General features: G+C 71.9%; 20 protein-coding genes and 1 pseudogene. 10 read left to right on the forward strand and 11 right to left on the reverse strand.

Annotated features, from left to right (window positions below; genetic code table 11):
* Positions 1-55 precede the first annotated feature (55 nt).
* Positions 56-3,652, reverse strand: coding sequence for an AAA family ATPase (locus OG599_RS20060; protein WP_327177353.1), 3,597 nt, complete (start codon positions 3,650-3,652; stop codon positions 56-58).
* A 404-nt stretch (positions 3,653-4,056) separates the two neighbouring features.
* Between OG599_RS20060 and OG599_RS20065 the strand changes: the two genes are divergently transcribed.
* Positions 4,057-4,362 (forward strand): DUF7677 family protein, encoded by a 306-nt coding sequence (locus OG599_RS20065; RefSeq protein WP_327177354.1) that lies wholly within the window; start codon positions 4,057-4,059, stop codon positions 4,360-4,362.
* A gap of 25 nt (positions 4,363-4,387) precedes the next feature.
* On the opposite strand, the pseudogene OG599_RS20070 reads toward OG599_RS20065, so the two are convergent.
* Both OG599_RS20070 and OG599_RS20075 read right to left on the reverse strand, forming a co-directional pair.
* Positions 4,388-5,217, reverse strand: a pseudogene (locus tag OG599_RS20070) (IS5 family transposase).
* Positions 5,218-5,293: 76 nt separating this feature from the next.
* Positions 5,294-6,214: a helix-turn-helix transcriptional regulator gene (locus tag OG599_RS20075; protein WP_327177355.1), complete on the reverse strand. Its 921-nt coding sequence runs from the start codon at positions 6,212-6,214 to the stop codon at positions 5,294-5,296.
* 172 nt (positions 6,215-6,386) lie between these two features.
* Between OG599_RS20075 and OG599_RS20080 the strand changes: the two genes are divergently transcribed.
* On the forward strand, positions 6,387-7,805 hold the full coding sequence (locus tag OG599_RS20080; protein ID WP_327177356.1) for an MFS transporter: 1,419 nt from the start codon (positions 6,387-6,389) through the stop codon (positions 7,803-7,805).
* Between the two features lie 83 nt (positions 7,806-7,888).
* Here OG599_RS20080 and OG599_RS20085 read toward each other — a convergent pair whose 3' ends face one another.
* Positions 7,889-8,818: a helix-turn-helix transcriptional regulator gene (locus OG599_RS20085; RefSeq protein ID WP_327177357.1), complete on the reverse strand. Its 930-nt coding sequence runs from the start codon at positions 8,816-8,818 to the stop codon at positions 7,889-7,891.
* Between the two features lie 198 nt (positions 8,819-9,016).
* Here OG599_RS20085 and OG599_RS20090 point away from each other — a divergent pair, with 198 nt between their 5' ends.
* Positions 9,017-9,772 carry an SDR family oxidoreductase gene (locus OG599_RS20090; RefSeq protein WP_327177358.1) on the forward strand — a complete coding sequence of 252 codons (756 nt, stop codon included), beginning with the start codon at positions 9,017-9,019 and terminating at the stop codon, positions 9,770-9,772.
* 85 nt (positions 9,773-9,857) lie between these two features.
* Here OG599_RS20090 and OG599_RS20095 read toward each other — a convergent pair whose 3' ends face one another.
* From OG599_RS20095 to OG599_RS20105, 3 genes are all read right to left on the reverse strand, one after another.
* Positions 9,858-10,373, reverse strand: coding sequence for a DinB family protein (locus OG599_RS20095; protein ID WP_327177359.1), 516 nt, complete (start codon positions 10,371-10,373; stop codon positions 9,858-9,860).
* Between the two features lie 141 nt (positions 10,374-10,514).
* On the reverse strand, positions 10,515-11,171 hold the full coding sequence (locus OG599_RS20100; RefSeq protein ID WP_327177360.1) for a GOLPH3/VPS74 family protein: 657 nt from the start codon (positions 11,169-11,171) through the stop codon (positions 10,515-10,517).
* Positions 11,172-11,266: 95 nt separating this feature from the next.
* On the reverse strand, positions 11,267-12,478 hold the full coding sequence (locus OG599_RS20105) for a glycosyltransferase family A protein (protein WP_327177361.1): 1,212 nt from the start codon (positions 12,476-12,478) through the stop codon (positions 11,267-11,269).
* Positions 12,479-12,658: 180 nt separating this feature from the next.
* On the opposite strand from OG599_RS20105, the gene OG599_RS20110 reads away from it, so the two are divergent.
* Positions 12,659-13,309 (forward strand): GntR family transcriptional regulator, encoded by a 651-nt coding sequence (locus OG599_RS20110; protein ID WP_327177362.1) that lies wholly within the window; start codon positions 12,659-12,661, stop codon positions 13,307-13,309.
* A 120-nt stretch (positions 13,310-13,429) separates the two neighbouring features.
* Here OG599_RS20110 and OG599_RS20115 read toward each other — a convergent pair whose 3' ends face one another.
* Entirely contained in the window at positions 13,430-14,707 is a 1,278-nt protein-coding gene (locus OG599_RS20115) for a M6 family metalloprotease domain-containing protein (RefSeq protein WP_327177363.1), read from the reverse strand.
* Positions 14,708-14,971: 264 nt separating this feature from the next.
* On the opposite strand from OG599_RS20115, the gene OG599_RS20120 reads away from it, so the two are divergent.
* Together OG599_RS20120 and OG599_RS20125 are read left to right on the forward strand one after the other, a co-directional pair.
* A complete protein-coding gene (locus tag OG599_RS20120; protein WP_327177364.1) occupies positions 14,972-15,628 on the forward strand; it encodes a TetR/AcrR family transcriptional regulator in 657 nt (218 codons plus the stop codon).
* Positions 15,629-16,098: 470 nt separating this feature from the next.
* Positions 16,099-17,634, forward strand: coding sequence for an MFS transporter (locus OG599_RS20125; RefSeq protein WP_327177365.1), 1,536 nt, complete (start codon positions 16,099-16,101; stop codon positions 17,632-17,634).
* A gap of 135 nt (positions 17,635-17,769) precedes the next feature.
* Here the strand turns inward: OG599_RS20125 and OG599_RS20130 are convergent, their stop codons facing one another.
* A complete protein-coding gene (locus OG599_RS20130) occupies positions 17,770-18,273 on the reverse strand; it encodes a MarR family winged helix-turn-helix transcriptional regulator (protein WP_327177366.1) in 504 nt (167 codons plus the stop codon).
* 91 nt (positions 18,274-18,364) lie between these two features.
* On the opposite strand from OG599_RS20130, the gene OG599_RS20135 reads away from it, so the two are divergent.
* Entirely contained in the window at positions 18,365-19,147 is a 783-nt protein-coding gene (locus OG599_RS20135; RefSeq protein WP_327177367.1) for a dioxygenase family protein, read from the forward strand.
* A gap of 18 nt (positions 19,148-19,165) precedes the next feature.
* On the opposite strand, the gene OG599_RS20140 is transcribed toward OG599_RS20135, so the two are convergent.
* Positions 19,166-19,699 carry a GNAT family N-acetyltransferase gene (locus OG599_RS20140; protein ID WP_327177368.1) on the reverse strand — a complete coding sequence of 178 codons (534 nt, stop codon included), beginning with the start codon at positions 19,697-19,699 and terminating at the stop codon, positions 19,166-19,168.
* Positions 19,700-19,847: 148 nt separating this feature from the next.
* On the opposite strand from OG599_RS20140, the gene OG599_RS20145 reads away from it, so the two are divergent.
* Positions 19,848-20,846: a sigma-70 family RNA polymerase sigma factor gene (locus OG599_RS20145; RefSeq protein WP_327177369.1), complete on the forward strand. Its 999-nt coding sequence runs from the start codon at positions 19,848-19,850 to the stop codon at positions 20,844-20,846.
* A gap of 282 nt (positions 20,847-21,128) precedes the next feature.
* Here OG599_RS20145 and OG599_RS20150 read toward each other — a convergent pair whose 3' ends face one another.
* Positions 21,129-21,872, reverse strand: a complete 744-nt coding sequence (locus tag OG599_RS20150; protein WP_327177370.1) for a DUF6227 family protein — start codon at positions 21,870-21,872, stop codon at positions 21,129-21,131.
* A 734-nt stretch (positions 21,873-22,606) separates the two neighbouring features.
* On the opposite strand from OG599_RS20150, the gene OG599_RS20155 reads away from it, so the two are divergent.
* Together OG599_RS20155 and OG599_RS20160 are read left to right on the forward strand one after the other, a co-directional pair.
* Entirely contained in the window at positions 22,607-23,776 is a 1,170-nt protein-coding gene (locus tag OG599_RS20155; RefSeq protein ID WP_327177371.1) for an MFS transporter, read from the forward strand.
* On the forward strand, positions 23,773-26,130 hold the full coding sequence (locus tag OG599_RS20160) for a molybdopterin oxidoreductase family protein (RefSeq protein WP_442809471.1): 2,358 nt from the start codon (positions 23,773-23,775) through the stop codon (positions 26,128-26,130). Before OG599_RS20155 ends, OG599_RS20160 begins: the two co-directional genes overlap by 4 nt.
* The last annotated feature ends 5 nt before the right edge of the window (positions 26,131-26,135 follow it).

Consider the following 26,135-nt stretch of genomic DNA (forward strand, 5'->3'; position numbering starts at 1 on the left):
GGCGGACGGCGCTCCTTTCGCAACACGCTTCAGGCGTCCGATCCGACGCGAGTGGTCAGACAAGGCCCAGGGCGGTCGCGGTGTCCTCGCCGCCCCAGCCGTCGGGGGTGCGCCAGAGGACGTGGGCGCCGAAGACGTCGCGGACGGTGTCGGCGGACCAGTCCTCGGTGGGCGGTTCGCAGAGCACCAGGTAGCGGGCGGCGGCCGGGGCGGGCAGGGTGTGGTCGATCTCCAGGAGGCGGGTCGCCCCGGCGCGGAGGTCCTCGTATCCGGCCCGGCCGGCGCCGAGGACCTCGTAGAGGAAGAGACCCCGGTCCGTGACGCAGCTGACGTCGACGACCTCGGACTCGGTCGGCTGGATGTCCGCCCACAGCAGGGCCGACATCAGCATGAGGCGCACCGCCTCGTGCTTCTTGCAGGTGCGGTCGGCGGCGGCCGAGGTCACCAGCGCCTGGAGGAGGCCTTCTTGGTGCGCCGGGGCGGGGGCGTCTTCGGCGGTGGTGGTCACGGGGGTCACGGGGTCGCTTTCCTTCTGGGGAGGCTGTTCGGGCCGGGGCGCGGGGTCGGCCGGTACGGCCTCGGGCGCGGGATCGGGTACGCCGGGCTCGGCGGCGGGCTCTTCGGCACGGGCCGCGGTACCGGTCGCCCCCGCACCGCGCGTACGGAGCGTCTCCCGCGCCTCCGCGAGGGCGTCGAGCCAGCCTGAGCCGGCCAGTTCGTCGGAGAGCCGGGCGGTGTCCAGGATGCCGTCCTTGAGCGCGCGGTTGGTGCCCGCCGCGAGGTCGCGCAGCACCCCCAGCCGCTCCCGGTCCGGTGAGCCGAGGACGTGCCGTACGTCCACCCAGTCCGCCTGGTCGCGGCGGAGGACGCGGTTGGCCATGCCCTGGAGTTCGGAGAGGCGGGCGCGGGCGTCCGGTACGGACTCCGAGACGGCCTCCGGAGCCAGCAGTTCGGCCATCACGGTGACGGCTCCCAGGTAACGGTCGGCCATCCGGGGCGAGATGGGGAGGCGGCCGCGTTCGTCGGCGGTGAGGACGCTGTGGTTGGTCTCGTTGGCGAAGACCCAGGTGTCCAGTTCCTGACCGGGGCGCGGCGGTGCGGAACCGTGGCGGACGGTCAGGACGAGGGGGCGGTCGACGGCCGGGGCGAGCGCCTTGACCCGGTAGCGGCCTCCGGGGCCGGGGCCCAGGACCCGTACCCGGATGTCGGAGCCGATCCCGGGGGCTTCGCCCGCCGGTGGCGTTCCGCCCTCGGCCGCCGTACGGGCCGGGGAGGTGCCCGGTGCCGGAGCGTCCGGGGCCGGTGCGCCCGTGCCGTCGTCCGTGCGCGTGAGGGCCTCCGGGAGCGGCGAGGTGTGGAGCACGGTCAGGCTCTGCGTGCTGCGGGTCAGGGCGATGTAGAGCTGCCGCAGCCCGGCCGGGCCGGTGTCGGCGATGGTGGCCGGTTCGAGGACCAGGACGTGGTCGTACTCCATGCCCTTGGCCTGGGCGGCGGCCAGCACGGACACCGCCGCGCGCCCCGGGCCGGTGATCTCGGGGCTGCGGTCGAGCCGGCCGCTGATCTCCTCCAGCCAGCGCGAGTCGTCCGGGACGATGACGGCCACCGACCGCAGGGTGCGGCCGTCATTGGTGCCCACCAGGCGGGTCACCTGGGCCACCGTGTCGTCGAGGAGCTTCCAGGGCTCGGTCGACAGGGTGCGTACGGCGTCCGTGCCCGCCTCGCGCACCGCGCGCGGGTACGGCAGCGAGGGGGCGACCACGCGGGCCAGCGGGGCGACGAACTCCATGATCTCGGCGGGCACGCGGTAGCTGGTGGTCAACTCCGCGACCCGCCAGTCGCCGTGGTCGGAGAGGAGCGTGCCCAGGCGGTCCCAGGTGGTGTACGGAACCGGTCCGGTGGCCTGCGCGAGGTCGCCGAGCACCGTCATCGAACCGCCCCGGGCGACCCGGCGGCGCAGGGCGCGGGCCTGCATCGGGGTGAGGTCCTGGGCCTCGTCCACGACGATGTGGCCGTAGCGGCGCGGGATCTCCCCGGCGATGAGGTACCGGAGCTCCTCCAGACAGACCCGGTCGTCCAGGGTCCACGGGTCGCCGTCGGCCCGTGCCGCACGGGGGCGGTGCAGCGCTCGCCGCTCGTCCTCGCTCAGCACGTCCTCGGCGCAGGCGCGCAGCAGCTCGGGCGAGTCGTAGAGGGTGCGCAGCGATTCCCGGGCGCCCGGCGAGGGCCAGACGCGGTCGATGAGGCGTTCCACCCGGCGGTTGCGTTCCAGGCTGCGGCGGATCGTGCCGTCCGCGCCCCGGCGCGGGGCGATGGCGGTGAGCTCCCGCAGCAGCCGGTCCACGATCAGGCTGCGGAAGCGGTCGCGGCGCTCGCGGTAGGCCGCTTCGCCGCTCCGTGCCTCGGCGAGCAGGGCGCGAACCTCCGAGCCCGCGATGCGCAGGGTCGCACTTCCGGCGGTGACGGTGAACGCGGGTTCGTCGCCCTCGAAGGACGGCGGGGTGAGCTGTCCGTCGACCGCCTCCGGGCGGCACTCGTGCTCGACGCGCCGCCGCAGCACGGCCGCCATGCGTTCGTCGGCCTTCACCGCGCGGGCCTGCGGGCCGTCGGTGCCGAGGAGTTCGCCGTCCCAGAGGCGGGAGAGCTGGACGGCGTTGACGTCCCGGGTGCCGAGGGTCGGCAGGACCTCGCCGACGTACTCCAGGAAACGCTGGTGGGGGCCGATGACGAGGATGTTCGCGGCGTTGAAATGGTCGTTGCTGACGAGCCAGGTGACCCGGTGCAGGCCGACCGCCGACTTACCGGTGCCGGGCCCGCCCTGCACGACCAGGATGTCCGAGGGCGACCCGGTGACCAGATCCATCTGGTCGCGGCGGATCGTCTCGACGATGTCGCGCATCCGGCCGCCGCGCGAGCGCTGGAGCTCGCGGAGCAGGAAGTCGTCCGGCTGCGCGGGCTTGCGCCGCCGGGCCCGCGCGACGTCACCGGGCGTGGCCGACGGGGTGCGCAACTTTCGCCTGGAGGAGGGGACATGGGGAACGTGCGGGGCCTGCGGTGCGGCGGCGTCGCGGGGTTCCTCCGCGAGCGGTGACCCCTCGGCCTCCGCCGCGTCCTCCGTCGGAGTCCCGTCGTGGGCCTCGTCGGGCGCCGGGGCTTCCTCCGCGTCCCGCTGTCCCGGGAGGCCCTCCGGTTCCCGTACGGGAACGGCCGTGAACGACGGGGCGATGTCGTCGAAGTACTCCTCCACCACCTGCTGCGCACACCGCAGTTGGCGCCGGAGCTCGACCTCCCCCGGGTCCTCGGGTCGCGCGTCCGCCCACTTCTTCGCCAGCGGACTGGTCCAGAGCAGCACGACCGGCTCGTTCTCGGCGTCCCGCACGCCGCGCCGCCCGATGTACCAGGGACGGGGCGCACCCCCCGGTTCCTCCGGGGCGTCGACCCGGGAGAAGACGAGCGCCTCGTCCCCCAGGCCGCCGTACGCCTCGGCGCGCGCCTCCGCGTCCATCCGGTTGGCGATGCCGTCCTTGGCGGTCGCCGCGGCGGTGGCGGCCGACGTGCCGGTCATCTCGGCGAGCCGCGTGGTGTAGCAGTCGTACGCGTGGTCGACGGCCTTCTGCTCCCCGGCGAGGACCTCTTCGCGCGTGGTGGTGCTCATGTGCATCCTCCCTTGCGGAGCACATGAGGCCCCGCTACGGGCCAGCGCCCGTACCCCGGGGACACAACTACCAGAGAGCGTACGGTGACGAACAGTCAGAGTGGCGATAACCGGACAGGGGGCCCGTCGGCGGGGAGCAACGCGCACCCGCCGCCTGGTCCGGGGCGCCGCCCGGGACCGCTAGGGAGTGTCTGACAATTCCCGCCGGGCGGTCGGCGCCCGGCACGGCACCTCGCGGTGTTGTCGGACCGCCCGCGTACATCCAGTACGCGGGCGGTCCTCCGCCTTGCGAGGCACCGCACCGGACACCGCCCGCTGATCCGACGCGAATTGTCAGACACGGCCTAGGGAGTGTCTTCAAACGATCTTGCCAAGATGGCGCGGTAGCTGCGCATGATGCCTTGGTGGAACATCTTTCTGTCGACGTGCGCGCTTCGCTCCGGCTCTTCGCTTTCTACTTGGCGAACGGCACCCTCGACCTGGACTTGCTCGATGGGTTCGACTATCGCTCGACCGTTTTCCACTCCGGTTCTTCCTTGGAACAGGTCTTCGCGATCTATAGCAATGTGCTACAAATCGACGCCGATGGCATGGTGCTGAATGACGGGGATGCGCAGTACCGGGTCGCGCAGTGGGTCCGAGCGTGCTGCGACCCGAGCTATCGGGCCGAGCCGCCCTTCGAGGGCTGGGAGACGGAGCTCCACCTCTGATGACCCGCCGTTCACCGTCGGAACATCATGCCCACATCAGGAGCGAGGCGAGAGTGACGGCTGCCTGGAAGGACTCCGCGGTCTTTTCGTAACGAGTAGCGATGCCGCGCCACTGCTTCAGCCGATTGAAGCAGCGTTCCACCACGTTGCGCTGCCTGTAGCGCTGCTTGTCGAAGGCCGGTGGGCGCCCGCCGCGGCTGCCGCGTCGGAGCCGGTTCCGGACCTGGTCGGCCCGCTCGGGGATGGTGTGACCGATGCTGCGTCGTCGCAGCCAGGTACGGATGGTCCGGGAACTGTAGCCCTTGTCGGCCAGCACGTGGGAGGGCCGTACTCGGGGCCGTCCAGGGCCGACGCGAGGCACTCGTATCGCTTCCATCACCGCAGCGAACTGGGTGCAGTCATTGGTGTTGCCGCCCGTGAGCGTGAAAGCGGGTGGACGGCCGGCACCGTCACAGGCCAGATGTATTTTGCTGGTCAGGCCACCTCGGGAACGTCCAAGTGCTGGGCTGCGGAGCCCCCTTTTCGTGCCCCGGTGGCGTGCTGGTGGGCGCGGACGACGGTGGAATCGACCGACACGAGCCAGTTGACGTCCCCGGCCGCATCCACCCTGGCCTGGGCGGCCTGCAGCATCCGCTCGAACGTTCCGTCCAGAGCCCACCGCCGGAACCGGGTGTGCAGTGTGGCCCACGGACCGTACCGTTCGGGCACATCCCGCCAGGCCGCCCCCACCCGGAACTTCCACACGATCCCGTTAAGCACCATGCGATCGTCCAGCCGCTTCCTGCCCCGCAACGACCTGGGCAGCAGCGGCCGGACGAACTCCCACTCAGCATCCGACAGTTCATGGCGACGTATCACTCGGACATGATCCACTACTCAGGCCATTTGAAGACACGGCCTGAGGCCGTCGCGCGCCCCAAAGGGGCCGTACCTACCGCAGCCCGTCCGCGCCCGTCTCCGTCGCGTCCGCCTGCCGGGACCCGGTGCGGCGCGCGTGGTCCGTCTCGGCGGTCAGGCTCGACAGCAGGCTCAGCGCCGCCTCGGAGGGGGAGCCCTCGGGGGCGGTGTAGAGCAGCATCCGGTGGCCGGTGTTGTCGGCGAGGTGGAGGTTCTCGAAGTCCAGGGTCATCGCGCCCACCACCGGGTGGTGCAGCGCCTTCGTCCCGACGGTGCAGTCCCGCACCGGGTGCTTCGACCAGAGGCCGGCGAAGTCGGGGCTCTGCAGCATGAGCGAGCCGATGAGTTCGGCGAGCGCGCTGTCCTGGGGGTTGCGGCCCGCGACAAGGCGCATCGCGGCCAGGGCCACCCGCGCCTCCTTGGTCCACTCCGTGTACAGCTCGCGGGTGTGCGGGTCGAGGAAGAGCATCCGGGTGAGGTTGGGGCGGTCCGCCGGGCTGTCCGGGCTCGTCACGTCCAGATGGCCGGCGAGCAGGGCGTGGCCGAGTGCGTTCCAGGCGAGTACGTCGTTGCGCCCGTCCAGCACCACGGCCGGTACCTGCGGCATCGAGTCGATCAGCCGCCGGGTGGTGGCGCGTACGAACTCCGGGCGGTGCGGCGCGGCCCGCTTCGCCTTCGGCGGGCGGGCGAGGTCACGCAGATGGGCGTGCTCGTCGGGGGTGAGGCGCAGGGCGCGGGCGAGGGAGTCGAGGACGCTGTCCGAGGCGTTGGAGCTCTGCCCCTGCTCCAGATGCGTGTAGTACGTGATGCTCACCCCGGCCAGCAGGGCGAGTTCCTCGCGCCGCAGCCCCGGGACCCGCCTGCGGGTGCCGTGACTCGGCAGGCCGACGTCCTCCGGCTGGAGCCGCGCGCGGCGGTTGCGGAGGAAGTCGCCCAGAGCCGTGGGAGTGTCCATGCGTCCCAGTGTGCCCGCCCGCCGGCCTCGGCGGGGCCCCGAAGGTGGCCCTGCCGGTGATACCTTCCGCGACGCCAGCAAGTCCAGGGAGCTGGGTAACTCCCTTGCGCAGGGCCAGAGTCGCTCTCCAGAAGGACCACTCACGGTGGTCCGCGACGGAGGGATGCGCGTGATGGCCGTAACCGAGGGTGTACGGGCTGGGGAGGGGCCGGTCCGTCTGGACGGGCGGCTCCGCCTCGTCCTGGTGGTACTGCTGGTGGCCCAGTTCATGCTGGCGGTCGACTTCTCGATCCTCAACGTGGCGTTGCCGGTGATCGGCGACGGGTTGGGCTTCTCACTGTCGGGCCTCCAGTGGATCGCGACCTCGTTCGCACTGGCCGCGGCCGGGTTCACGCTGCTGTTCGGGCGGGTCGCGGACCTCTTCGGCCGGCGGCGGCTGTTCCTGGTGGGCCTGGCCGTGCTGGGGCTCTCGTCCCTGGTGGGCGGACTGGCCCAGAGCCCCGAAATGCTCATCGTGGCCCGGGTGTTCCAGGGCCTCGCGACCGCCGCCGTGACACCGGCGGGTCTCTCGCTGCTCACGACCTCGTTCCCCGAGGGGCCGCTGCGGCAGAAGGCGCTGGGGCTGAACGGCGCGCTGATGTCGGCGGGGTTCACGACGGGCGCGATCCTGGGCGGAGTTCTGACCGATCTCCTCTCCTGGCGCTGGTCGTTCTTCATCAACGTGCCGGTGGCGATCGCGGTGTTGGCGATCGCCCCCGCGGTGATCAAGGAGTCGCGGCCGGCGGTCCGCCCGAAGCTGGACGTGCCCGGCGCGGTCTCGGTGACGCTGGGGCTGCTGGCGCTGGTGTTCGGGCTGACGCAGGCCGGTGAGCACGGCTGGGGTTCGGGTGCGGCGCTCGGCTGGCTGGCCTCGGGCGTGGTGCTGCTGCTGGTCTTCTACGCGGTGGAGTCCAGGGCGTCGAGCCCGCTGGTGCCGGTGTCGGTGCTGAAGAGGCGGACGGTGGCCTGGGGGAACGTGGCGGGCGTGATCGCGTTCCTCACGGAGACGAGCCTGGTCTTCCTGATGACGCTCTACCTCCAGGAGGTCCTCGGGTTCTCGCCGCTGACCGCCGGCCTGTCGTTCGGCGTGCTGGGAGTCGGCACGGTGGTGGGCGGCTCGATCGCGCCCCGGGTGATCGGCGCGACCTCCACCCGCTCGACGCTGCTGATCGGCGGAGTCCTCCAGGCGGTGGCCACCCTGTCCCTGGTCGGACTGGGCGAGACCAGCGGATCGATGGGGCTGCTGCTGGCGGCGACCTTCGCCGGCGGGGTGGGGAACATGCTGGTGATCGTCGGGTTCATGGTCACGGCCACCACCGGCCTCGCCGACCACGAGCAGGGCATGGCGACCGGTCTGGCCACGATGACCCAGCAGATCGGCATCACGATGGGCACCCCGATCATGTCGGCCATCGCCGCGGCGAACACGGACATCCACGACGGGATCACCACCGCGGTGATCGTGAACACGGCGGTGGTGGTCCTCGGGATCCTCACCTCCTTCCTCTTCCTGCGGAGCCGGAAGCCCGCAGGGGAAGTCCGGTTCAACTGAACCGGGCGCGACGACCGGCCGAGACAGCCGCCTTGTGGCGCACCGACGACCCGGCGGGCCCCACTCCCCGCCCGTACCGCCCGCTACGGCAGGACTTCGTGCCCGGGGCCGCCGTGCTCGTGCGCGGGGCCGCCGGGTCCGTGCCCGGGGCCGCTGGGTCCGTGCCCGGGGCCGCCGTGCTCGTGCGCGGGGCCGCCGGGCTCGTTCGCGAGGGTGGCGAGGAGCCTCAGCTTCTCGTCGCTCTCGCTGTCCTTGTCGGGGTAGTAGACGACGAGGATGACGTCGTCGACGGGGAGTTTGTCGCGGTGGAGCCGGAGGTCACCGACCAGGGGGTGGTGGACGGTGGTGGTGCCCCCGTCGAGGACGCGGACGTCGTGGCGGGCCCACAGGGTGCGGAACCGCCGGCTGGAGAGTGCGAGTTCTCCGACGAGTTCGACGAACCGGGGGTTGTCGGTGTCGTCCCCGATGGTGGTGCGCAGGGTGGCGACGAAGTCGGCGGTGGCCCTCGTCCAGTCCTGGTGGAACGCCCGCTCCTCGGGATCGAGGAGCAGCGAGAGCAGCCGGTTGTGGCCGGGCCGCAAGCGCGGGGAGAGGGCGACGGCCATGGGGTTGGAGGCCAGCACGTCGAAGGCGCGCCCCTCCACGAACGCGGGGACCGTGAGGTGCGCGAGGAGCTGGTGCACCCGCGCCGGTACGTGCTCCGGGCGCTTGCGGCGCGGCGCCCTGGGGCGGGCGGCCGAGAGCCCGAGCAGGTACGTCCGCTCGACGTCGTCGAGCCTCAGGACACGCGCGAGGGAGGCGAGGACCTGCGGCGAGGGATTCGTGTCGCGGCCCCGTTCCAGGCGCAGGTAGTAGTCGGGGCTGATCCCCGCGAGCAGGGCGACCTCCTCGCGGCGCAGACCGGGCACCCGGCGGTTGCCGCCGGGCGGGATGCCCGCCAGCTCGGGGGAGACCAGCTCACGCCGGGCACGGAGGTAGCTGCCGAGCTGATTGCCGGATTCCTCGTCCTTCATGGGGCCACCGTAATCCGGGACGCCCGTCTCTGAGGGGGCCCTGGCAGGACCAGGGAGGACGGGGGTACTGCCCCGCCCGGCGGATGGCGCGGAGAGTTGCGGCAGCACTGTCCACCAGGACAGGGATCGCTGCTGAACGGCCCCGCGGGCGCTCTGCCCCTTCCGGCCCCGCGGGTGCCCCAACCGAAGGAAGACCTCGTGGATCTCTCCCAGCGCACCGTTCTCGTCGTCGGCGGAACGTCCGGCATCGGCCGGGAACTGGCCCGGCGGTTCGCCGCGGCGGGCAGCACCGTGGCCGTCGGCGGCCGCAGCGCCGAGGCGCTCGCCGAACTCTCCGACGAAGGCTTCGGCACCTTCGCCGTCGACGTCACCGACGGTGACTCCGTCGCCGCCGCCCGTGACGCCGTGCTCGCTCGCTACCCCGAGCTGGACACCGTGGTGACCATGTCGGGCGTCATGGTCCTGGAGGACCTGCGCGACCCCGCGCACTTCGAGGCGGCGCGGACGACGATCGACACCAACCTGGTCGGCACCATCCGGGTGATCGACGCCTTCACCCCGCATCTGGTCGGGCGGGGCGCCGGCACCTTCGTCACCGTCACCTCCGGCATCGCCTTCCTGCCGTTCCCGCCGATGCCCAGCTACGCCGCCTCGAAGGCCGCGGTGCACGCCTACTCCGAGGCGCTGCGCGCCCAGCTGGACGGCACCGGCGTCGGTGTCGTCGAACTCGTCCCCCCGGCCGTCGCCACGGCGGGACAGGAGAAGGTGAACCCGCAGGCGCTGCCGCTCGACGCCTTCGCCACCGAGGTCATGGGGCTGCTCGCGCAGGACCCCACCCCCGACGAGATCCTGGTCGAGCGGGTCCTCACGCACCGCTGGGCCGAGCGCGACGGTACGTACGACGACCTCGTCGCGAAGCGCTCCCAGGCCCTCTCGATGCTCCCCGGCCGCTGATCCGACGCGCATGGCCAGGCACGGCCCAAGTCCGTGTCGTGCCTGGTGCGTCCTGGCCGGTTCGCGGCGTCCGGCACGGCAGGTCTCAGGCGCCGGTCCGCCCGTCGACGAGCTCACGCACGACGTCGAGGTGGCCGTTGTGGCGGGACGTCTCCTCGATGACGTGGAGGATCACCCACCGGAGGTCGACGTGGCGGCCGTCGCTGAGGGAACGCTCGGCCGTCGAGTCCAGCTCGTGGTCCGAGACCAGGCGACGGTAGCGGGCGCTCTGCTCCTCGTAGTCGGCGAGAAGCCGGGGCAACGGGATGTCGACCGCTGTCCGCATCTCGGGGTCGGGATCGTCGTCGGTCGCCTCCGCGAGCGGCCCCGCGAGCTCCTCGCCCAGAAACACCACCTGGAACCAGTAGTACTCGACCCAACGCAGATGGCTGATCAGGCCGCACAGCGTCATCAGCGGTGAGGCCGGGAGCGGGGCCTTGCGGGCGTCCGCGGCGGACACGCCCTCACACTTGGCTCGCGCGGTGTCACGGGCGTAGTCCAGGAAGGTGGCCAGCTGCGTGCGCTCGTCCCACGCGGGAGGTGTGTCGGTTCGTCGATTCATCGCGAGGAGTCTCCCGCGGCAGGGAACGGGTGTCGACCCGATTTCGGCGTGACGGACCCGGGTACGGCCTCCTCGACGAGGCGCTCCGTTCCACGGACAAGGGCATCGTTCTGCGCCGAACGACCTCCCGGGCGCGATCCGTCAGCCCGCCGCGATGCCCGGGACGCTCACCAGCAGCACGGTCAGGGAGGCGAGCGCCGCCGAGACGGCCTCGCCCACCGCTCCGGACGCGCCGGTCCTGGCGGCCAGTTCGCCCATGCGCTCCTTCACCTCGGCGGGGTCGGCGTCCGGCAGGGCGCGGGCGTGCAGGCCCGCGTGGTGGAGGAGCGTGATCAGCTCCGCCGTCTCCGGTCCGGCCGGCGCCCCGTCGAGCACCACCCCGGCAAGCTCGCGCCGCAGGGCCTGAGGCACCGAGGCGTCGGTGACCGGGTAGCGGTAGGAGCCGAAGGCGCCGAGCAGCTTGCGGCCCTCCCGACGGACCACGCCCTTGGCCTGGAGCCCGTCGTACGCGGCGGTGACCGCCTGGTCGCGCACGGCCAGCAGCCAGGCCTGCGGCCGGGCCTCGGGGTGTTCGCGCACCTGGGCCGCCACGGCGGCGGCGAGCGGCTCCCGAGGGGCCGGCCGGTCGGCGGCGACGAGCCTGCCGCCCTCGGCCACCACCCCACCGCAGCGTACGAGTTGGAGCAGTGGGGCCGCCGCGACAGCGGCGCCGACCCGCAGCGCGTCGTGCGGTGCGCCGTCCAGCTGGTCCAGCCCGAGCAGCGCGATCCGCTCGCCGACCGTCAGTCCCGTGTCCATCGGATCCCTCTTCCCTCGTCGCCCGCGACGTGTCCGCGCCGCGCCCCCGACTTTCCCTCATCACGCCCCGCGCGTGCGCCCGGTTCCCCCACGTGTCACTCCGGGGACGCAGAGCGGCCACCCGCCCCCGGGCCGCGCTGCCGGCCCGGGACGAAGGCGGGATCCGAGCGGCTCAGGCCCGCTGCCGGGCCGCTTCTTCCGCGCGCCCCGCCGTCCGTTCCGTCCGCCTGCCCCGCCCGTTCCCTCTGCCCTGCCTGCCCTGCCCGTTCCGCCAGGTCCGCCAGCAGCCGCAACTGGCGGGGCTGGACGGCGGGCAGCAGGGAGGTGGCGCGGCGGGCGTGGTCGGGGCGGGCGCAGAGGAGGTTGCGGGCGAGCGCGAAGCGGCCCCCGTCGGGCACGAGGACCAGCTCCTCGAAGAGCCTGCCCGTCCCCCCGACCACCCGGTCGATCTCGTCCCCCAGGTCGCCGTGCCAGTCCGCGGGGCGTACGAAACCGCCGTCCCGCACCATCCGCGCGTACCACTCCCGCATGTCGTCCCGGCAGGCCGCGCGGAACGTCTCGTCGTGCCTCCCCGCGCGCAACTCCCCGAGCAGCGCGTGCGCGGCCCGCGCGTCGTCGAGGTGGACGAGCGGCATCCGGTGAGGGCGGGGCATCCGGTGCCGGCGGGTCCCGCCGTCCGTGAGGAGGGCCGCGGTGGGCTCCAGCACGGTCGCGAAGGTGTGTCCCGCGTCGGCGAGGCGCAGCCAGAGGTCCCAGTCCTCCAGCCCCGCACCCGTCCGCCAGCCGCCCACCGCCTCCACGATCCCGCTGCGGTGCGCCACCCGGGAGGGCTCGAACCTCGGCCCCATCAGCTGGAGTTGAGGGTGCCAGCAGCAGGAGAGCGGCGGAAGCCCCGCGACGACACCCCCGGCCGCGTCCCGGTACTCGCACCCGGTGGCCGCCAAGTCGGCGCCGCCCTCCAGCAGTTCGAGGAGGGTACGGAGGTGGTGCGGGTACCAGGTGTCGTCGTGGTCGAGGTAGGCGGTGTACGCGCCCCGGGCCTCGGCCACTCCGGCGTTGCGCGGGCCGCTCGGATGGCCGGTCCGGGCGAGACGGATCAGTCGCACCCGGGAGTCCTCCCGGGCGGCCCGTGCCACCCACGCCTCGGTGTCGTCGTCGGAGCCGTCCGAGACGACCAGCAGCTCCCACTCCTCGACGGTCTGGGCCCGGACGGAGTCGATGGTCCGGATGATCGCCTCCGACCGGTTGTACGTCGGACAGACCACGGTCACCCGGGGGGCGGGGCGGTGTGCGGTGCGGTGTTCCACGGACTTCGCCCTCCCCTGGTGCGCGGTCACCGGAAGGGTAGCGCCGCGGGCCCCCTGGCCCCCGGCCCGTACCTCCCCCGACCCGTCCCCCGATGACCCCGCGCCATCGGGGACAAAATTGGCGACAATCCTGTTGGCCTAGATTGGGCGTGGACAAGCACTCATCCAGGGAGGGCACGAATGCCGAAGGAAGCCAGTCCGGGCAGCGGGGAGCAGGCCAAGCAACTGGCCCTGTCCCGGCTCCGGCGGGCGATTCTGCGGGGCGAGATGGCACCGGCCCAGCGCCTGGTGGAGAACGAACTCGCCGAGCAGTTCGGTGTGACACGGGCCAGCATCCGTGCGGCGTTGATCGACCTCGCCGCGGAGGGGCTGGTGGAGCGGATCCGCAACCGCGGGTCCCGGGTGCGCGTGGTGTCCGTGGAGGAGGCGGTGGCCATCACCGAGTGCCGCATGGCACTCGAAGGGCTGTGCGCGGCCAAGGCGGCGGTCCTGGCCACCGGGGCGCAGCGCGAGGAGCTGACCGGCCTGGGCGAGGCGATGGCCAAGGCGGTGGCGGACGGCGATCCCCTCACCTACTCCGAGCTGAACCACCAACTCCACACCTGCGTGCGGGAGTTCTCGGGCCAGCGGACCGCCGTGGAGCTCCTGGAGCGACTCAACGGCCAACTGGTGCGCCACCAGTTCCAGTTGGCCCTGCGGCCCGGCCGTCCCCAGCAGTCCCTGAGCGAGCACCTGACCATGATCGAGGCGATCGTGGCCGGGGAGCCGCAGGCGGCCGAGGAGGCCGTCCGGGCCCATCTCAGCAGCGTGATCGACGTGTTGCGCGACTGACCCGGGTCTCCGGCGGGGCCGGGGTGGTGCGACCGGCCCGGGCCTCCGGCGGGACGGGGGCGCACCCGGACCCGCCCACGCACGGGGACCCGCCCACGCACCCGGACCCGCCGGGTGCGGTCAGGGCCGGGTGATCCGGACCCGGTACTCGCCGTCGCCGTCCTTGCCGAGCACGGACACCCGGATGCCGTTGGCCCGGTCGGTGAAGGTCTCGCCCGGCTGGAACGGCGCGTCGGAGAGCTCCGCGTGCACATTGGGCCGACGGGTGCAGCCGCCGCTGTCGTCGGTGCTGTCCGCGACGGAGACCGGCCCCTGGCCCGTCTCCACGTCCGCGTCCACCTGGTAGATCAGCACCCCCGGCCGGCAGACCGCCTCGTCGTTCCCGGCCGGGGTGCGCACCTCCAGGACGTACCCGGACTCCTCGCTCAGCGGGACGACCGCGAGCTTGGTGCCCCCGTCGGTCTCCAGTGGTTCGAGCGTCTCCTCGGTGGTGCCGGACTCCGAGGCGCAGGCGATCTGCCCGTTGTCGAGCCAGCCCAGCTTCCACTTGTGCCAGCCGAGGAAGTCGTTGTTGGCGCCCCAGTCCTCGGACATGATGTCCCAGTGTCCGACCGTGCCGCCGCCCTCCGCCGTGTAGAGGTCGGGCAGGCCGAAGACATGGCCGTTCTCGTGGGGGAGCACCCGGTAGCCGGTCCGGGCGTAGGAGCCCGAGCCGTCGTCCTGACGGCTGTAGACGAACGAGGTGTTGGCCAGCGGTACGCCGTCGGCGCGCGGCGCCTCGCTGTTGTCGGGGAAGGTCACGGAGAGCACGGTGTCCAGGGCCGAGGGGCCCGCGTTCGGTGTGACCAGCACGTTGACCAGGTCGTACTGGGAGAAGTCCACGCGCGCGTCGGCGGCCTCGACGATGTCCGACACCAGTTGCCGGTAGCCGGGTTCGTACGGTGAGCCGCGCTCTATCCCGTACTCCGCGAACGGCAGCGGCATCCGCAGCCAGCCCTTCACCGGCGCCTCGGGCACATAGTCGAGCCGCCCGTACGAGCTCCTGCGGAACCAGTCCGAGGTCTGCGGGAAGAACTCCGCCATCCGGTCCGCCGCACTCCCGCTGCCCTGCGCGTCCGGAAAGTCGATCATGAGGTTCAGGGCCCGAACCTTGCCGGTGGAGTGGGCGTATCCCGGCGGCGTCGGCATGCCTTCCGACATCTGCACGCCCAGGGCGGCGGATATCCGGCACGGGCCGAGCGCGGACGCGCGGGTGAGGGAGGCCGGGCCCGCCGAGGCCTGGTTCGCGTCCGGCAGGGCGGTGCTCGCGGAGGCCAGCGTGGCGATGACCAGGGCGGACGCCCCCGCGAGGGCGAGCGGGCGGCGACAGCTGCGTATCCCTCGGCGAGGGTGCTGCATGGGCGCGCCTCCGGGGTACGCGGCAGCCGGCCGACCCGGACTGCGCTCTGGCGTCAGCCTCTGTCCGACCGCCCGGGCCCGCTCGTTGGGTAAGCCGATCGGAGGGTTTTCCCCGCCGGGGCCATCCGTGACGCAGGTCACATGAGGGGGTGAAATAACCGGGGACCCTTTCCCCGTTTGAACCTGTGTCCCCGCGAAGTGGGGGCGTGGTCCCCGGTTGCGACCGGAGGCCGCCCGTACTCGTACACGGAGAAGGTCCACGTCGTGGAGACCGTCGCTCGAACCGCACCGGACTGCCGGCGCCGTACGTCCCGCCCGCGGGCCGACGCGCTGCGCAACCGCGAGCGGATCGTCACGGCCGCCCGGGAGATGTTCGTCGAGCTCGGGCCGGACGTGCCCCTCGACGACGTCGCCCGGAGGGCCGGCGTCGGCAACGCCACGCTCTACCGGAACTTCCCCGACCGGGCCGCGCTGACCCACGAGGTGGTCCTCGCGGTCCTGTCCCGTACCGCCGACCGGGCCGAAGAGGCCATGGCCGAGGAGAGCGACACGTTCGACGCGCTCAGCCGCTTCGTGCACGCGGCGGCCGACGAACGCGTCGGGGCCCTGTGCCCCCTGCTCTCCGGTACGTTCGACAAAGCCCATCCCGAACTGCTCGCCGAACGCCGGCACCTCGAAGAGGCCGTCGAAGAACTCGTGCGGCGGGCCATGACCTCCGGGCGGCTGCGCACCGACATCGCGGTCGGTGACCTGATGATCGCCCTCTCCCAGCTCACCCGGCCCCTCCCCGGCGTCGCGTGCGTGGAGATCGACCAGTTCGCCCACCGTCATCTGCAACTGTTCCTGGACGGACTGCGGACCCCGGCCCGCTCCGAACTCCCCGGTACGGCAGCGACCTTGGAGGACCTGCGGCGGCGCTGACGCCACACGCGCCCCCTCCCAGCCGCTGCCCCGGACCCCCTGCTGTCCGAAGTTTTCCCGCTTCCCGACTTTTTCTCCCTGTTTCCTTCCGTTCTTCCCCGAATCTCTCTTCGCTTCCCACGGGACCGGCAACGTCGCCGGTGACCGGGACCGGGCCGCACGGCCCGCGCCCCCGGGGGGAGTGCGCCCGCTCGCGCGGCGCCGCTCCCGCCCCGTGCCCGCCCGCCGCACCGGGCGTCCGACCGCCCGCCCCCGCGTCCCGTGGAGCCCGTCCCGACAGCCGTTCCCAGATGATTCGTCCCTTCTTCACCCGTGTACGGGTGCGTTCGCGCGCGCCCGTCACGTCCTCCGCGTGCACCGCAGGCGCGTCCCACGCCCGCAGCGCACGTACGTCCCACGCGTGCACCGCACGAACCCTTCGCGAGCGACGGTCCCGCCGATCCCGCGCATGTCCTTAGGTGGCCACTCCCATGTCCCAGACCCTGCCGAAGAACGCCGGAATCCCGGCTCCCGACCCCGGGCGGTGGAAGGCCCTGGCCTTCATCGCCCTCGCCCAGCTGATGGTCGTGCTCGACGCGACCATCGTGAACATCGCGCTGCCCAAGGCCCAGGTGGACCTCGGCATCTCCGACGCCAACAAGCAGTGGGTCATCACGGCCTACGCCCTCGCCTTCGGCGGGCTGCTGCTCTTCGGCGGCCGGATCTCCGACCTGTTCGGCCGCAAGCGCACCTTCACCATCGGCCTGATCGGCTTCGCGCTCGCCTCCGCTCTCGGTGGCGCGGCCACCAACCAGGCGATGATGTTCGGCTCCCGCGCCCTCCAGGGCGTCTTCGGCGCCCTCCTCGCGCCGGCGGCCCTCTCGCTGCTCGCCGTGACGTTCACCGACGCCAAGGAGCGCGCCAAGGCGTTCGGCATCTTCGGCGCCATCGCCGGTGGTGGCGGCGCGGTCGGCCTGCTGCTCGGCGGCTTCCTCACCGACTCGCTGAACTGGCGCTGGACCTTCTTCGTCAACATCCCGTTCGCGATCGTCGCCGCGGTCGGCGCGTACTTCTTCATCCACGAGCGCGCCGGTACCCGCAACCGCTCCTCGCTCGACATCCCGGGCGTGCTGCTCTCCACCCTCGGCCTGGTCTCGCTGGTCTACGGCTTCACCCGCGCCGAGTCGGCCGGCTGGTCGGACGCGCTGACGGTCGGTTCGTTCGTCGCGGCCGTCGTGCTGCTCGCCTCCTTCATCCTGGTCGAGTCCCGCGTCCAGTCGCCGCTGCTGCCGCTCCGGGTGCTCGCCGACCGCAACCGCGGTGGCATCTACCTCTCGCTGGGCCTCGCCGTCATCGGCATGTTCGGCCTCTTCCTCTTCCTCACCTACTACCTCCAGGTGGTCAAGGGGTACAGCTCGCTCTCGACCGGCTTCGCCTTCCTGCCGATGGTCGCGGGCATGATCACGGGCTCCACGCAGATCGGCGCCCGCCTGATGACCCGCGTGCCGCCGCGCCTGCTGATGGGGCCGGGCTTCCTGCTGGCCGCCGTCGGCATGCTGCTGCTGACGCGCCTGGAGATCGACTCCTCGTACGCCGGTGTCATCCTGCCGGGCATGGTCCTGCTCGGCCTCGGCATGGGCACCGCGTTCATGCCGGCCATGTCCATGGCCACGCACGGCATCGAGCCGCGTGACGCGGGCGTCGCCTCCGCGATGGTCAACACCTCGCAGCAGGTCGGCGGCGCCATCGGTACCGCGCTGCTGAACACCATCGCCGCCAGCGCCACCACCGCGTTCATCACCGACCACGCGGCCGGTGCCACCGACCCGAAGCTGCTCCAGCTCCAGGCCATGGTGAACGGTTTCTCCAGCGCGATCTGGTGGGCGGTCGGCATCCTCGTCGTCGCCTCCGCCATCGCCTTCACCCTGATCAACGCCGGCAAGCCCGGCACCGGCCCGGTGGGCCAGGGCGGCGGCACGCGTGACGCCGAGGAGGACGAGTTCAAGGTCCCGGTGATCGCGCACTGATCAGCGGATCAGCGGATCAGCGGCTCGGCTGATCCGCGCCCGGTCCTCCTGCCCCGGTCCCGCCGCTCGTGCGGCGGAACCGGGGCAGATCCGTATCCGCTCCCGCCGCTGCCGGCTCCGGGCTCGCCACCGCCGTCAGCGGAGCCAGGGCAGGTCCGCGTCCGAGCGGTCCGGCTGCAGTTCGGCGGCGAGGATCCCCATGATCTCGCCGAGCCTGCGCACCTGCTCGGGGGTGAGCCGGTCGAACACCGCCTGCCGGACGGCGGCGACATGGCCCGGCGCCGAGCGCCGCAGCATCGCGTGGCCCTCCTCGGTGAGCACCGCGTTCTGGCCGCGCTTGTCGGTCGGGCAGTCCTCCCGGCGCACCCAGCCGTTCTTCTCCAGCCGGGCGATGGCGTGCGAGAGGCGGGAACGGGTGATCTTGGCGTCCTTCGCCAGCTCCGTCATCCTCAGCTGCCCCCCGGGCGACTGGGAGAGCTGGACGAGCAGTCCGTAGTAGAGGTGCGGCATGCCCGCGTCGCGCTGCAACTGGCGGTCGAGATGGTCCTCCAGCAGCGTGGTGGTCTGGATGTAGGCACGCCAGACGCGCTGCTCGTCGTCGGTGAGCCACCGGGTGCCGGTCGTGGGTGCCGTGGTCATGAGACCACTCTACGACTTTCCTTGAAAGTTGAACTAGCTCGCGTTACGGTCGTACCCATAGGAACTTGAAGTTTCAAGGATGGGGAGCGTCATGACCACCACCACCGAGCGCATGCCCGCGCTCTACCTCTCGCACGGCGCCCCGCCGCTCGCCGACGACCCGGTCTGGACCGACGAGCTGGCAGCCTGGTCCGCCGATCTGCCCCGCCCGCGCGCGATCCTGATCGTCTCCGCCCACTGGGAGGAGGCCCCCCTCGCGATCGGCGCCACCACGACCGTGCCGCTCGTCCACGACTTCTGGGGCTTCCCCGAGCACTACTACCAGGTGGAGTACGCGGCCCCGGGCGCCCCGAAGCTGGCCGAGGACGTCCGCAAGCTGCTGCGCGCCGCGGGCAACCCGGTCCAGGACATCCCGGAGCGCGGCCTCGACCACGGCGCTTACGTCCCGCTGGTGGAGATGTTCCCCGGCGCCGACATCCCGGTGCTCCAGATCTCCATGCCCACGCTCGACCCGCGGAAGCTGATGGAGATCGGCCGCAAGCTCGCCCCGCTGCGCGACGAGGGCGTGCTGATCGTGGGCAGTGGCTTCTTCACCCACAACCTCGCCGCGCTCCGTCACACCGGGGGCGGCACCCCGGGCTGGTCGGCGGAGTTCGACGACTGGGGGAACCGGGCCCTGCAGGCGCAGGACATCGACGCGCTGCTCGACTTCGAGCGGAAGTCCCCGGCCGGCCGCCTCGCCCACCCCCGTACCGAACACTTCGCGCCACTCTTCGTGACGCTGGGCGCCTCCGAGGGCGAGCTCGACCGGGGCCGCAGCGTGATCGACGGCTTCTGGCTGGGGCTGGCCAAGCGATCCGTCCAGTTCGGCTGAGCCGGAGAGCGTACGGCCCTACAGCGGCTTCTCGAACCAGCTCACGTCCCAGTACCGCCCGAACTTCCGCCCCACCTCGGTGTACGTGCCGAGCAGGCGGAAGCCGAAGGCCGCGTGGAGGCGCCCGGACGCCTCGTTCGGCTGGGCGATGCCCGCGTACGCGCGGTGCAGGTCCTCGCCGGCCAGCGCCTCGAAGAGCGCCGTGTACAGCAGCGTCCCGATGCCCCGGCCCGTCGCGTCCGGCGCGCAGTAGACGCTGACCTCGACCGATGTCCCGTACGCCGCCTTGGGGCGGAACGCGCTGCTGGTGGCGTACCCCAGCACCCGCCTCCCGCCGGGTGCTGGGGTACGGGTGTCCTCGGCGACGAGCAGGCGGTGGGGGCCGTGGACCGGATGGGCGCGCAGCCAGGGCAGGCGCTCACCGGCGGTGAAGGGGGTTACGTCGAATGTGAGCGCGGTCTCACGGACGTAATGGTTGTAGATGTCCGTGAGGGCTTCCAGATCACCCTCCGTACCGGGTCTGACCTGCGCGTCCGAGGGTATGTGAGACATCCGTCCTCCTGTCGGCGGCCGACAGGGTACTGCATGATCGCGAAACTGAAGCCGGTGCTGGGGAATTCTGTCCGGATTCCAGTCGTTGTTTCCATCGGATGCAGGGCACCCGAAAGGGTGTCGCGACCTACTCAGCAAGGGAGCACGCATGGCAACCCGTGCCGTCGCCCGTCGTTCGTCACCCACCGGTGGGACCGAACGGGCCCGCAGTGTTCGCGGTGGAAGCGGAGAGATCGCCGACCGCGACCTGGTCGGCATGTACCTCGACGAGATCGCGCGAACGCCCCTGCTCGACGCCGCCAAGGAGGTCGAGCTGTCGCAGACCATCGAGGCGGGTGTCTATGCCCGCAAGATCCTCGACGGTGAAGTGGAGAGCGACGCCGGAGGGGCGAAGCCCGAGGAACTGGAAGCGCTCTTCGCCGAGAGCGAGCGCGCCAAGGACGTCTTCATCCGCTCCAACCTCCGTCTCGTCGTCGCCGTGGCCCGTCGCTACCCCCGTGCGGGTCTGCCGCTGCTCGACCTGATCCAGGAAGGGAACGCCGGCCTGGTGCGCGCGGTCGAGAAGTTCGACTACGCCAAGGGCTTCAAGTTCTCCACGTACGCCACCTGGTGGATCCGCCAGGCCATCACCCGCTCGATAGCCGACCAGTCGCGCACGATCCGCCTCCCCGTCCACCTGGTGGAGGAGCTGGGCCGCATCCGCCGGGTCCAGCGCGAGTTCAACCGCGAGCACGGGCGCGACCCGGAGCACGCGGAGATCGCCGCGGAGCTGGGATCCGACCCCGAGCGCGTGAGCAACGTCCTGGACTGGGCCCGCGACCCGGTCAGCCTCAACATGCCGGTCGACGACAACGGCGACACGCAATTCGGCGACCTGCTGGAGGACACCTCCGCGGTCTCGCCCGAGCAGTCCGTCATGTCACTGCTGCGCAGCGAGGAGCTGGAGGAGCTGATCGGCAAGCTCGACAACCGCACCGCCTCCATCATCCGGATGCGGTACGGCATCGAGGACGGCCGCGAGCGGACGCTGACCGAAGTGGGCAAGGAACACGGTCTGACGCGCGAGCGGATCCGCCAGATCGAGAAGCACGCGTTGGTCGAATTGAAGCGAATGGCGCGCGACACGGGCTTTGACGCTGCGGCGTGAGCCAATAACCCGTAATCTCCCCATCAAGCCGGTTCGCACCGGCCCGACGACCGGTCTTCGCACCGGTCCCCTGAACCGAGTCCCGGCGCCCACCCCCCCCGGCGTCGGGGCTCGCTCATGTCCGGGGTCATGCCGGGGGCGGGGCCCGTGGGAGGGCCCGGGCCGGCTCACCGGGTTCCCCGGTGTCTCAAGCGCCCCCCCAGGGCCCGTTCTGCCGGCGCTCGGCGCACTCCTCGGATGCGGGCCCGGACGCGGCCTCGGATGCGGGCCCGGACGCGGGCCTCAGATGCGGGCGCGGTGCTCCATCGCGTCGCGGGCGGTCTGCTCGTCCGTGTAGACCTCGCACATGTGGCGGCCGTCCTCGGTCGCGGTGTGCTCGACCTCCCAGAGGCTGGTCTCACTGCCGTCGAAGAGCAGGAACGCGTGCTCGTAGAGGGTGAACCCGGCGTCGTGGTCGCCCACCCGGAACTGCCGGCCGAAGATCTGGGTGATGTGGTGGGCGAAGGCCGAGCGGAGCAGCCGGGCCGTGGCGTCGCCGGGGCGGTCCGGGTTCTCCGCGCGGCGCAGCACCCGGCGGGCGTGGTCGGCGCTGTTGTCCGGCGCGTACGTCCGGGGCTGCGGGCCCGGGGGAGCGGCCATCAGCGCGTTCAGGGCGTCCAGGTCGACGGTGGGCAGGTCCTCGGCGAACGACGGGGTGTCCGCGAACACGCCGGTGACCCGGGCGGCGGCGACGTGCGCGTCCGCCTCCTCGTCGTACAGCTCGTGCTCCCGGGCGGTGGGGGCGTCCCGGCCGCCGCCGTGCACCAGCTCCCAGAGGCTCAGCGCGCTGCCGTCGGCGAGCAGGTAGGTGTGGCGGTACGTCTCGCGGTGCAACTCCGCGCTGTGGTGCGAGGAGTGCAGGGTGCTGCTGTGCGCGAGAGCCGTGCCGAGCCGCTCGACCGTGCCGTCGGGCAGGTCGAAGGAGTTGAGGGCCCGTCGCAGGAGTCGGTCGAGGTGCTGCTCGGTTGTCTCGTACGGATCGCTCAAGGTGCTTTCTCCAGGCCGTCGCCGCGTGTCACGTGATGCGTGCTTAACGTAGTCCCTGGCTCCGACATCGTCGCCGGGGTTGGAAAAAACGTGGGACGACGGCGGAAAGTTCCCGCCCCGCCCGAAAGTCCGCCCGGAAAACCGGCCGAACTGCCCGCCGGGCGGGGTGAGTCGGCGGGCGGCCGGGCGCCGGACCTCCCGTGAAAGCCTTCACCAGGATGATTCACGAGGGTGAGGGGCCCGAGGTCCCGACCCTTTCCGCAGGCCGGAGGGCGCGTGCGGTACCGGGTGCGTGGGATCGTCGGGACGTTCGTCCCGCAGGTGGGGTCCAACGCGGGCAGCCGCGCCCGCGAAACCGCTGTCCAATGGATGGAGGAACCAGTGGATCCAACCGGCCGGGGCCACGGGCCCGTGGTGACCTGCCGGTGGTGACCCGTCGCTGGACGCCTGTCCGGTGGTGAGCGGTCCTGTCCCGCTCGCCCGGACCCGCCTGCTCCGGCAGGCCCCGTTCGGCCCCCGCCCCCGCGGTGAGGCCGAGCCCCTGAACCGCGCGGTGCCGGGTGTCGTGCCCCGAGCCCCGGTGCCGCGCGCCCCACGTCGTACGGCCGCGTTCCGCCCCGTACGGAACGGCCGTGAGCCACGTGTGGCGGCCTGACCCGCCATGCAGGGGACGCGCTCACCCAGGCGAGGCATAAAACAGGGTAAATATACCCAGAGCTACCTACGGTGGTCGGGTGACCGAGCCACCAGAAGCCTCCGCCGTACCACCCACGCACGGTGATCCGACCTCCTCGTCCGGCGTCTCGGCGCGGGTGACCACCGAAGAGCCGGCCCCCTCCGGTCCGGGCGGCGCGCTGCGCAAGGCGGCAGCCGCCCTTCCCCGGTCCGTCAACGCGCGGGCGACGCTGGTCGGCGCGGCCGTCTCGGCCCTGCTGATCCTCGCGATCGTCCTCGGCAGCCGACTGCTGGTGAACTTCGACTCCGCCCTGCTGCCCTACGCCGTCGCCAGCGTCTTCCTGGCCTTCGGGGTCGCCTACCGCTACACGGTCTGGATCTCCGCCCCCGGCGCCGCGCGCCTCTTCAAACAGGGCTGGCGCAGCCTCTTCTCCGCCGAGAACTTCCGCAGGACCCCCACCGCCCTGCCGAAGATGATCGCCACCTACCTCGGCTTCCAGAAGTTCCTCGGCGCCCGCTCGCACGCCCGCTGGGCCGCCCACCAACTGATCTTCTGGGGCTGCGTCCTGGCGGCCCTGATCACCTTTCCGCTGACCTGGGGCTGGTTCACCTTCACCTCCGGAAGCGGGTCGGGCCCCGGCTACGCGATGCGGATCTGGGGCTTCAAGATCCTCGGCTTCGACTCGACGAGCTTCATCGGCTGGGTGATGTTCCACGGTCTGGACCTCGCGGCCGTCCTCGTCATCCCCGGCGCCTCGTACTTCCTCTGGCGCCGGATGAAGGACCGCGGCGCCAGCACCGGACAGCGTTTCGGCTACGACCTCGTCCCGCTGATCGCGCTGATCGTCATCGCCGTCACCGGGCTGCTGCTCACCTTCTCGTCGATCTTCCTGCACGGCGGAGGCTACGAGTTCCTTGCCGTCCTGCACATGGTCGCCGTGGTCTTCACCCTCATCTACATCCCGTTCGGGAAGTTCTTCCACATCGTCCAGCGCCCGGCCGCCGTCGGCATGCAGCTGTTCAAATACACCGCCCGCCAGGAGGACGAGGTCTTCGCCTGCCGGCGCTGCGGACAGCCCATCGACACCGAGCCGTACGTCGAGAACCTGCGCGGCACCATGCGCGACCTGCGGCTCGACTTCGACGAGTGGGCCGAGTACTGCCCGCGCTGCAAGCGGGTGCTGCGCGGCAGCGCCTACCTCACCCATGTGAAGAAGGGCTTCAAGTGACCGCGGACCCGCGCGCAGCCGACCACGGCGGGGGTGCCTCTCCCGCCCCGTCCGACCACCGCGCCGCCGTTCCTCTCGACCCCTCCCTCGCCCCGCCCGGCACCCGCGCGTTCCGCGACGCCGGAGGCATCCCCGCCGACCAGTGGCACGCCGACCAGGACGGCGAGACGCTCGTCCCCACCCACTGCTGCTTCTGCGGCGTCCAGTGCGGGATGTACCTGCGGGTCGACCGCGGCGGCAAGGTCTTCGGCGTCGAACCCCGCAACCACGACATCAACCGGATGCGCCTCTGCCCCAAGGGCATCAACGCCTACCAGCAGGTCAACCACCCCGACCGGCTCACCGCCCCGCTGATGCGCCGCTCGCGCGACGAGGAGTTCGCCGAGGTCTCCTGGGACGAGGCGCTCGACTTCACCGTCGCCGAGATCCGCCGCATCCAGGAGATGTACGGGAAGGACGCGTTCGGCCTCCTCGGCGGCGCCAGCCTCTTCTCCGAGAAGACCTACCTGGTCGGCAAGTTCGCCCGGGTCGCGCTCAGGACCAAGCACGTCGACTACAACGGCCGGCTCTGCATGGTCAGCGCCGCCGGGGCCAACAAACTCGCCTTCGGCATCGACCGGGCCGGCAACCCCTTCTCCGACATCCTGCTCACCGACTGCCTGCTCATCGCCGGCTCCAACGTCGGCGAGTGCTTCCCGGTGCTGACCCAGTACGTCTGGGGGGCCCGGGACCGGGGCGCCTGCCTCATCGTGGTCGACCCGCGCGAGACCGCCATCGCCCGCACCGCCGACATCCACGTGGCGCTCAAGCCCGGCACCGACTCGGCGTTCTTCAACTCCCTGCTCTGCGTGATCGTCGAGGAAGGACTCACCGACGAGGCGTACCTCGCCGAGCACACCACCGGCTGGGAGGAGGCGAAGGCCAAGGCGCTTGAGTACCCGCCGTCCCGCGCGGCCGGGATCTGCGGCGTCCCCGCCGAACAGATCGTCCAGGTCGCCCGGGCCTTCGCCCGCGCCCCCAAGGCCATGGCCTGGCACGCCCGGGGCATCGAGCACCACTCGCAGGGCGTCGAGAACTGCCTCACCGTGATCAACCTCTGCGCCGCCACCGGCCACATCGGCAAACCCGGTGCCGGATACGGAACCCTCACCGGCCAGGGCAACGGCCAGGGCGGCCGGGAACACGGCCAGAAGGCCGACCTGCTGCCCGGCGGACGCTCCATCCTCAACGAGGAGCACCGCCGCCAGATCTGCGAGGTCTGGGGCATCGAGGAGTCCGAACTCCCCACCGCCGGAACCTCCATGATGGAAATGGTCTGGCAGATGCAGCGCCGCGAGATCCGCGGCCTGATCGGCATCTGCAACAACCCCTTCGTCTCCCTCCCGAACTACCGGGTGGTCAAGGAGGGTTACGACGCCACCGAGTTCCACGCCCAGTTCGACTTCTTCCTCTCCGAGACCGCCGCCAACGCCCACGTGGTCTTCCCCGTCACCACCTGGGCCGAGGACGAAGGCGTGATGGCGAACGCGGAGGCCCGCGTCGTCAAGCACAACAAGGCCCAGGAACCGCCCCCCGGCGTACGCACCGACACCTGGGTGATGTGCGAGCTCGCCCGGCGCCTCGGAGCCGGCGACAAGTTCGCCTTCGCCGACTCGCGCGAGGTCTTCGACGAACTGCGCGTCGCCTCCCGGGGCACCGTCATCGACTACTACGGCATCACCTACGAACGGCTGGAGGAGACCGGAGGCATCGCCTGGCCCTGCCCCTCCACCGACCACCCCGGCACCCCGCGCCTCTTCGAGGACGGCCGGACCTATCACGAGGACGGCAGGATCCACCTCCAGGCCGTGGAGTGGCACCTGCCGATGGACCCGTACAGCGACGAGTTCCCGATGTCCCTGACCACCGGGCGCACCGTCGCGCACTTCCTCTCCGGCAACCAGACCCGCCGGCTGGGCGCCCTCGTGGAGCAGACGCCCCGCCCCTGGGCGGAGGTCCACCCGTCCCACGGCTTCCGCACCGGCGAACCCGTACGGGTCGTCACCCGGCGCGGCAGCGAGGTCTTCCCCGCCCTCGTCACCGAGGCGATCCGGCCCGACACGATCTTCGTGCCGTACCACTGGCCGGTCCCCACCGCCGCGAACGCCCTCACCATCGACGCGCTCGACCCCCGTTCGAAGATCCCCGAGTACAAGGTGTGCGCCTGCCGCATCGAGCACGCGGCCGAGCTCGACATCGTGCCCTCGCCGCCCGTCGCACCCGGGCACGTCGCGTACCCGGAGACCCAGGTCTCCCGGACCGACCCGCTGCCCCCCACGTCCCCCCAGGGCCGTGGCACCTCGGAGAGGAGCTGACGCCC

The organism is Streptomyces sp. NBC_01335, assembly GCF_035953295.1.
Taxonomy (GTDB): Bacteria; Actinomycetota; Actinomycetes; order Streptomycetales; family Streptomycetaceae; genus Streptomyces.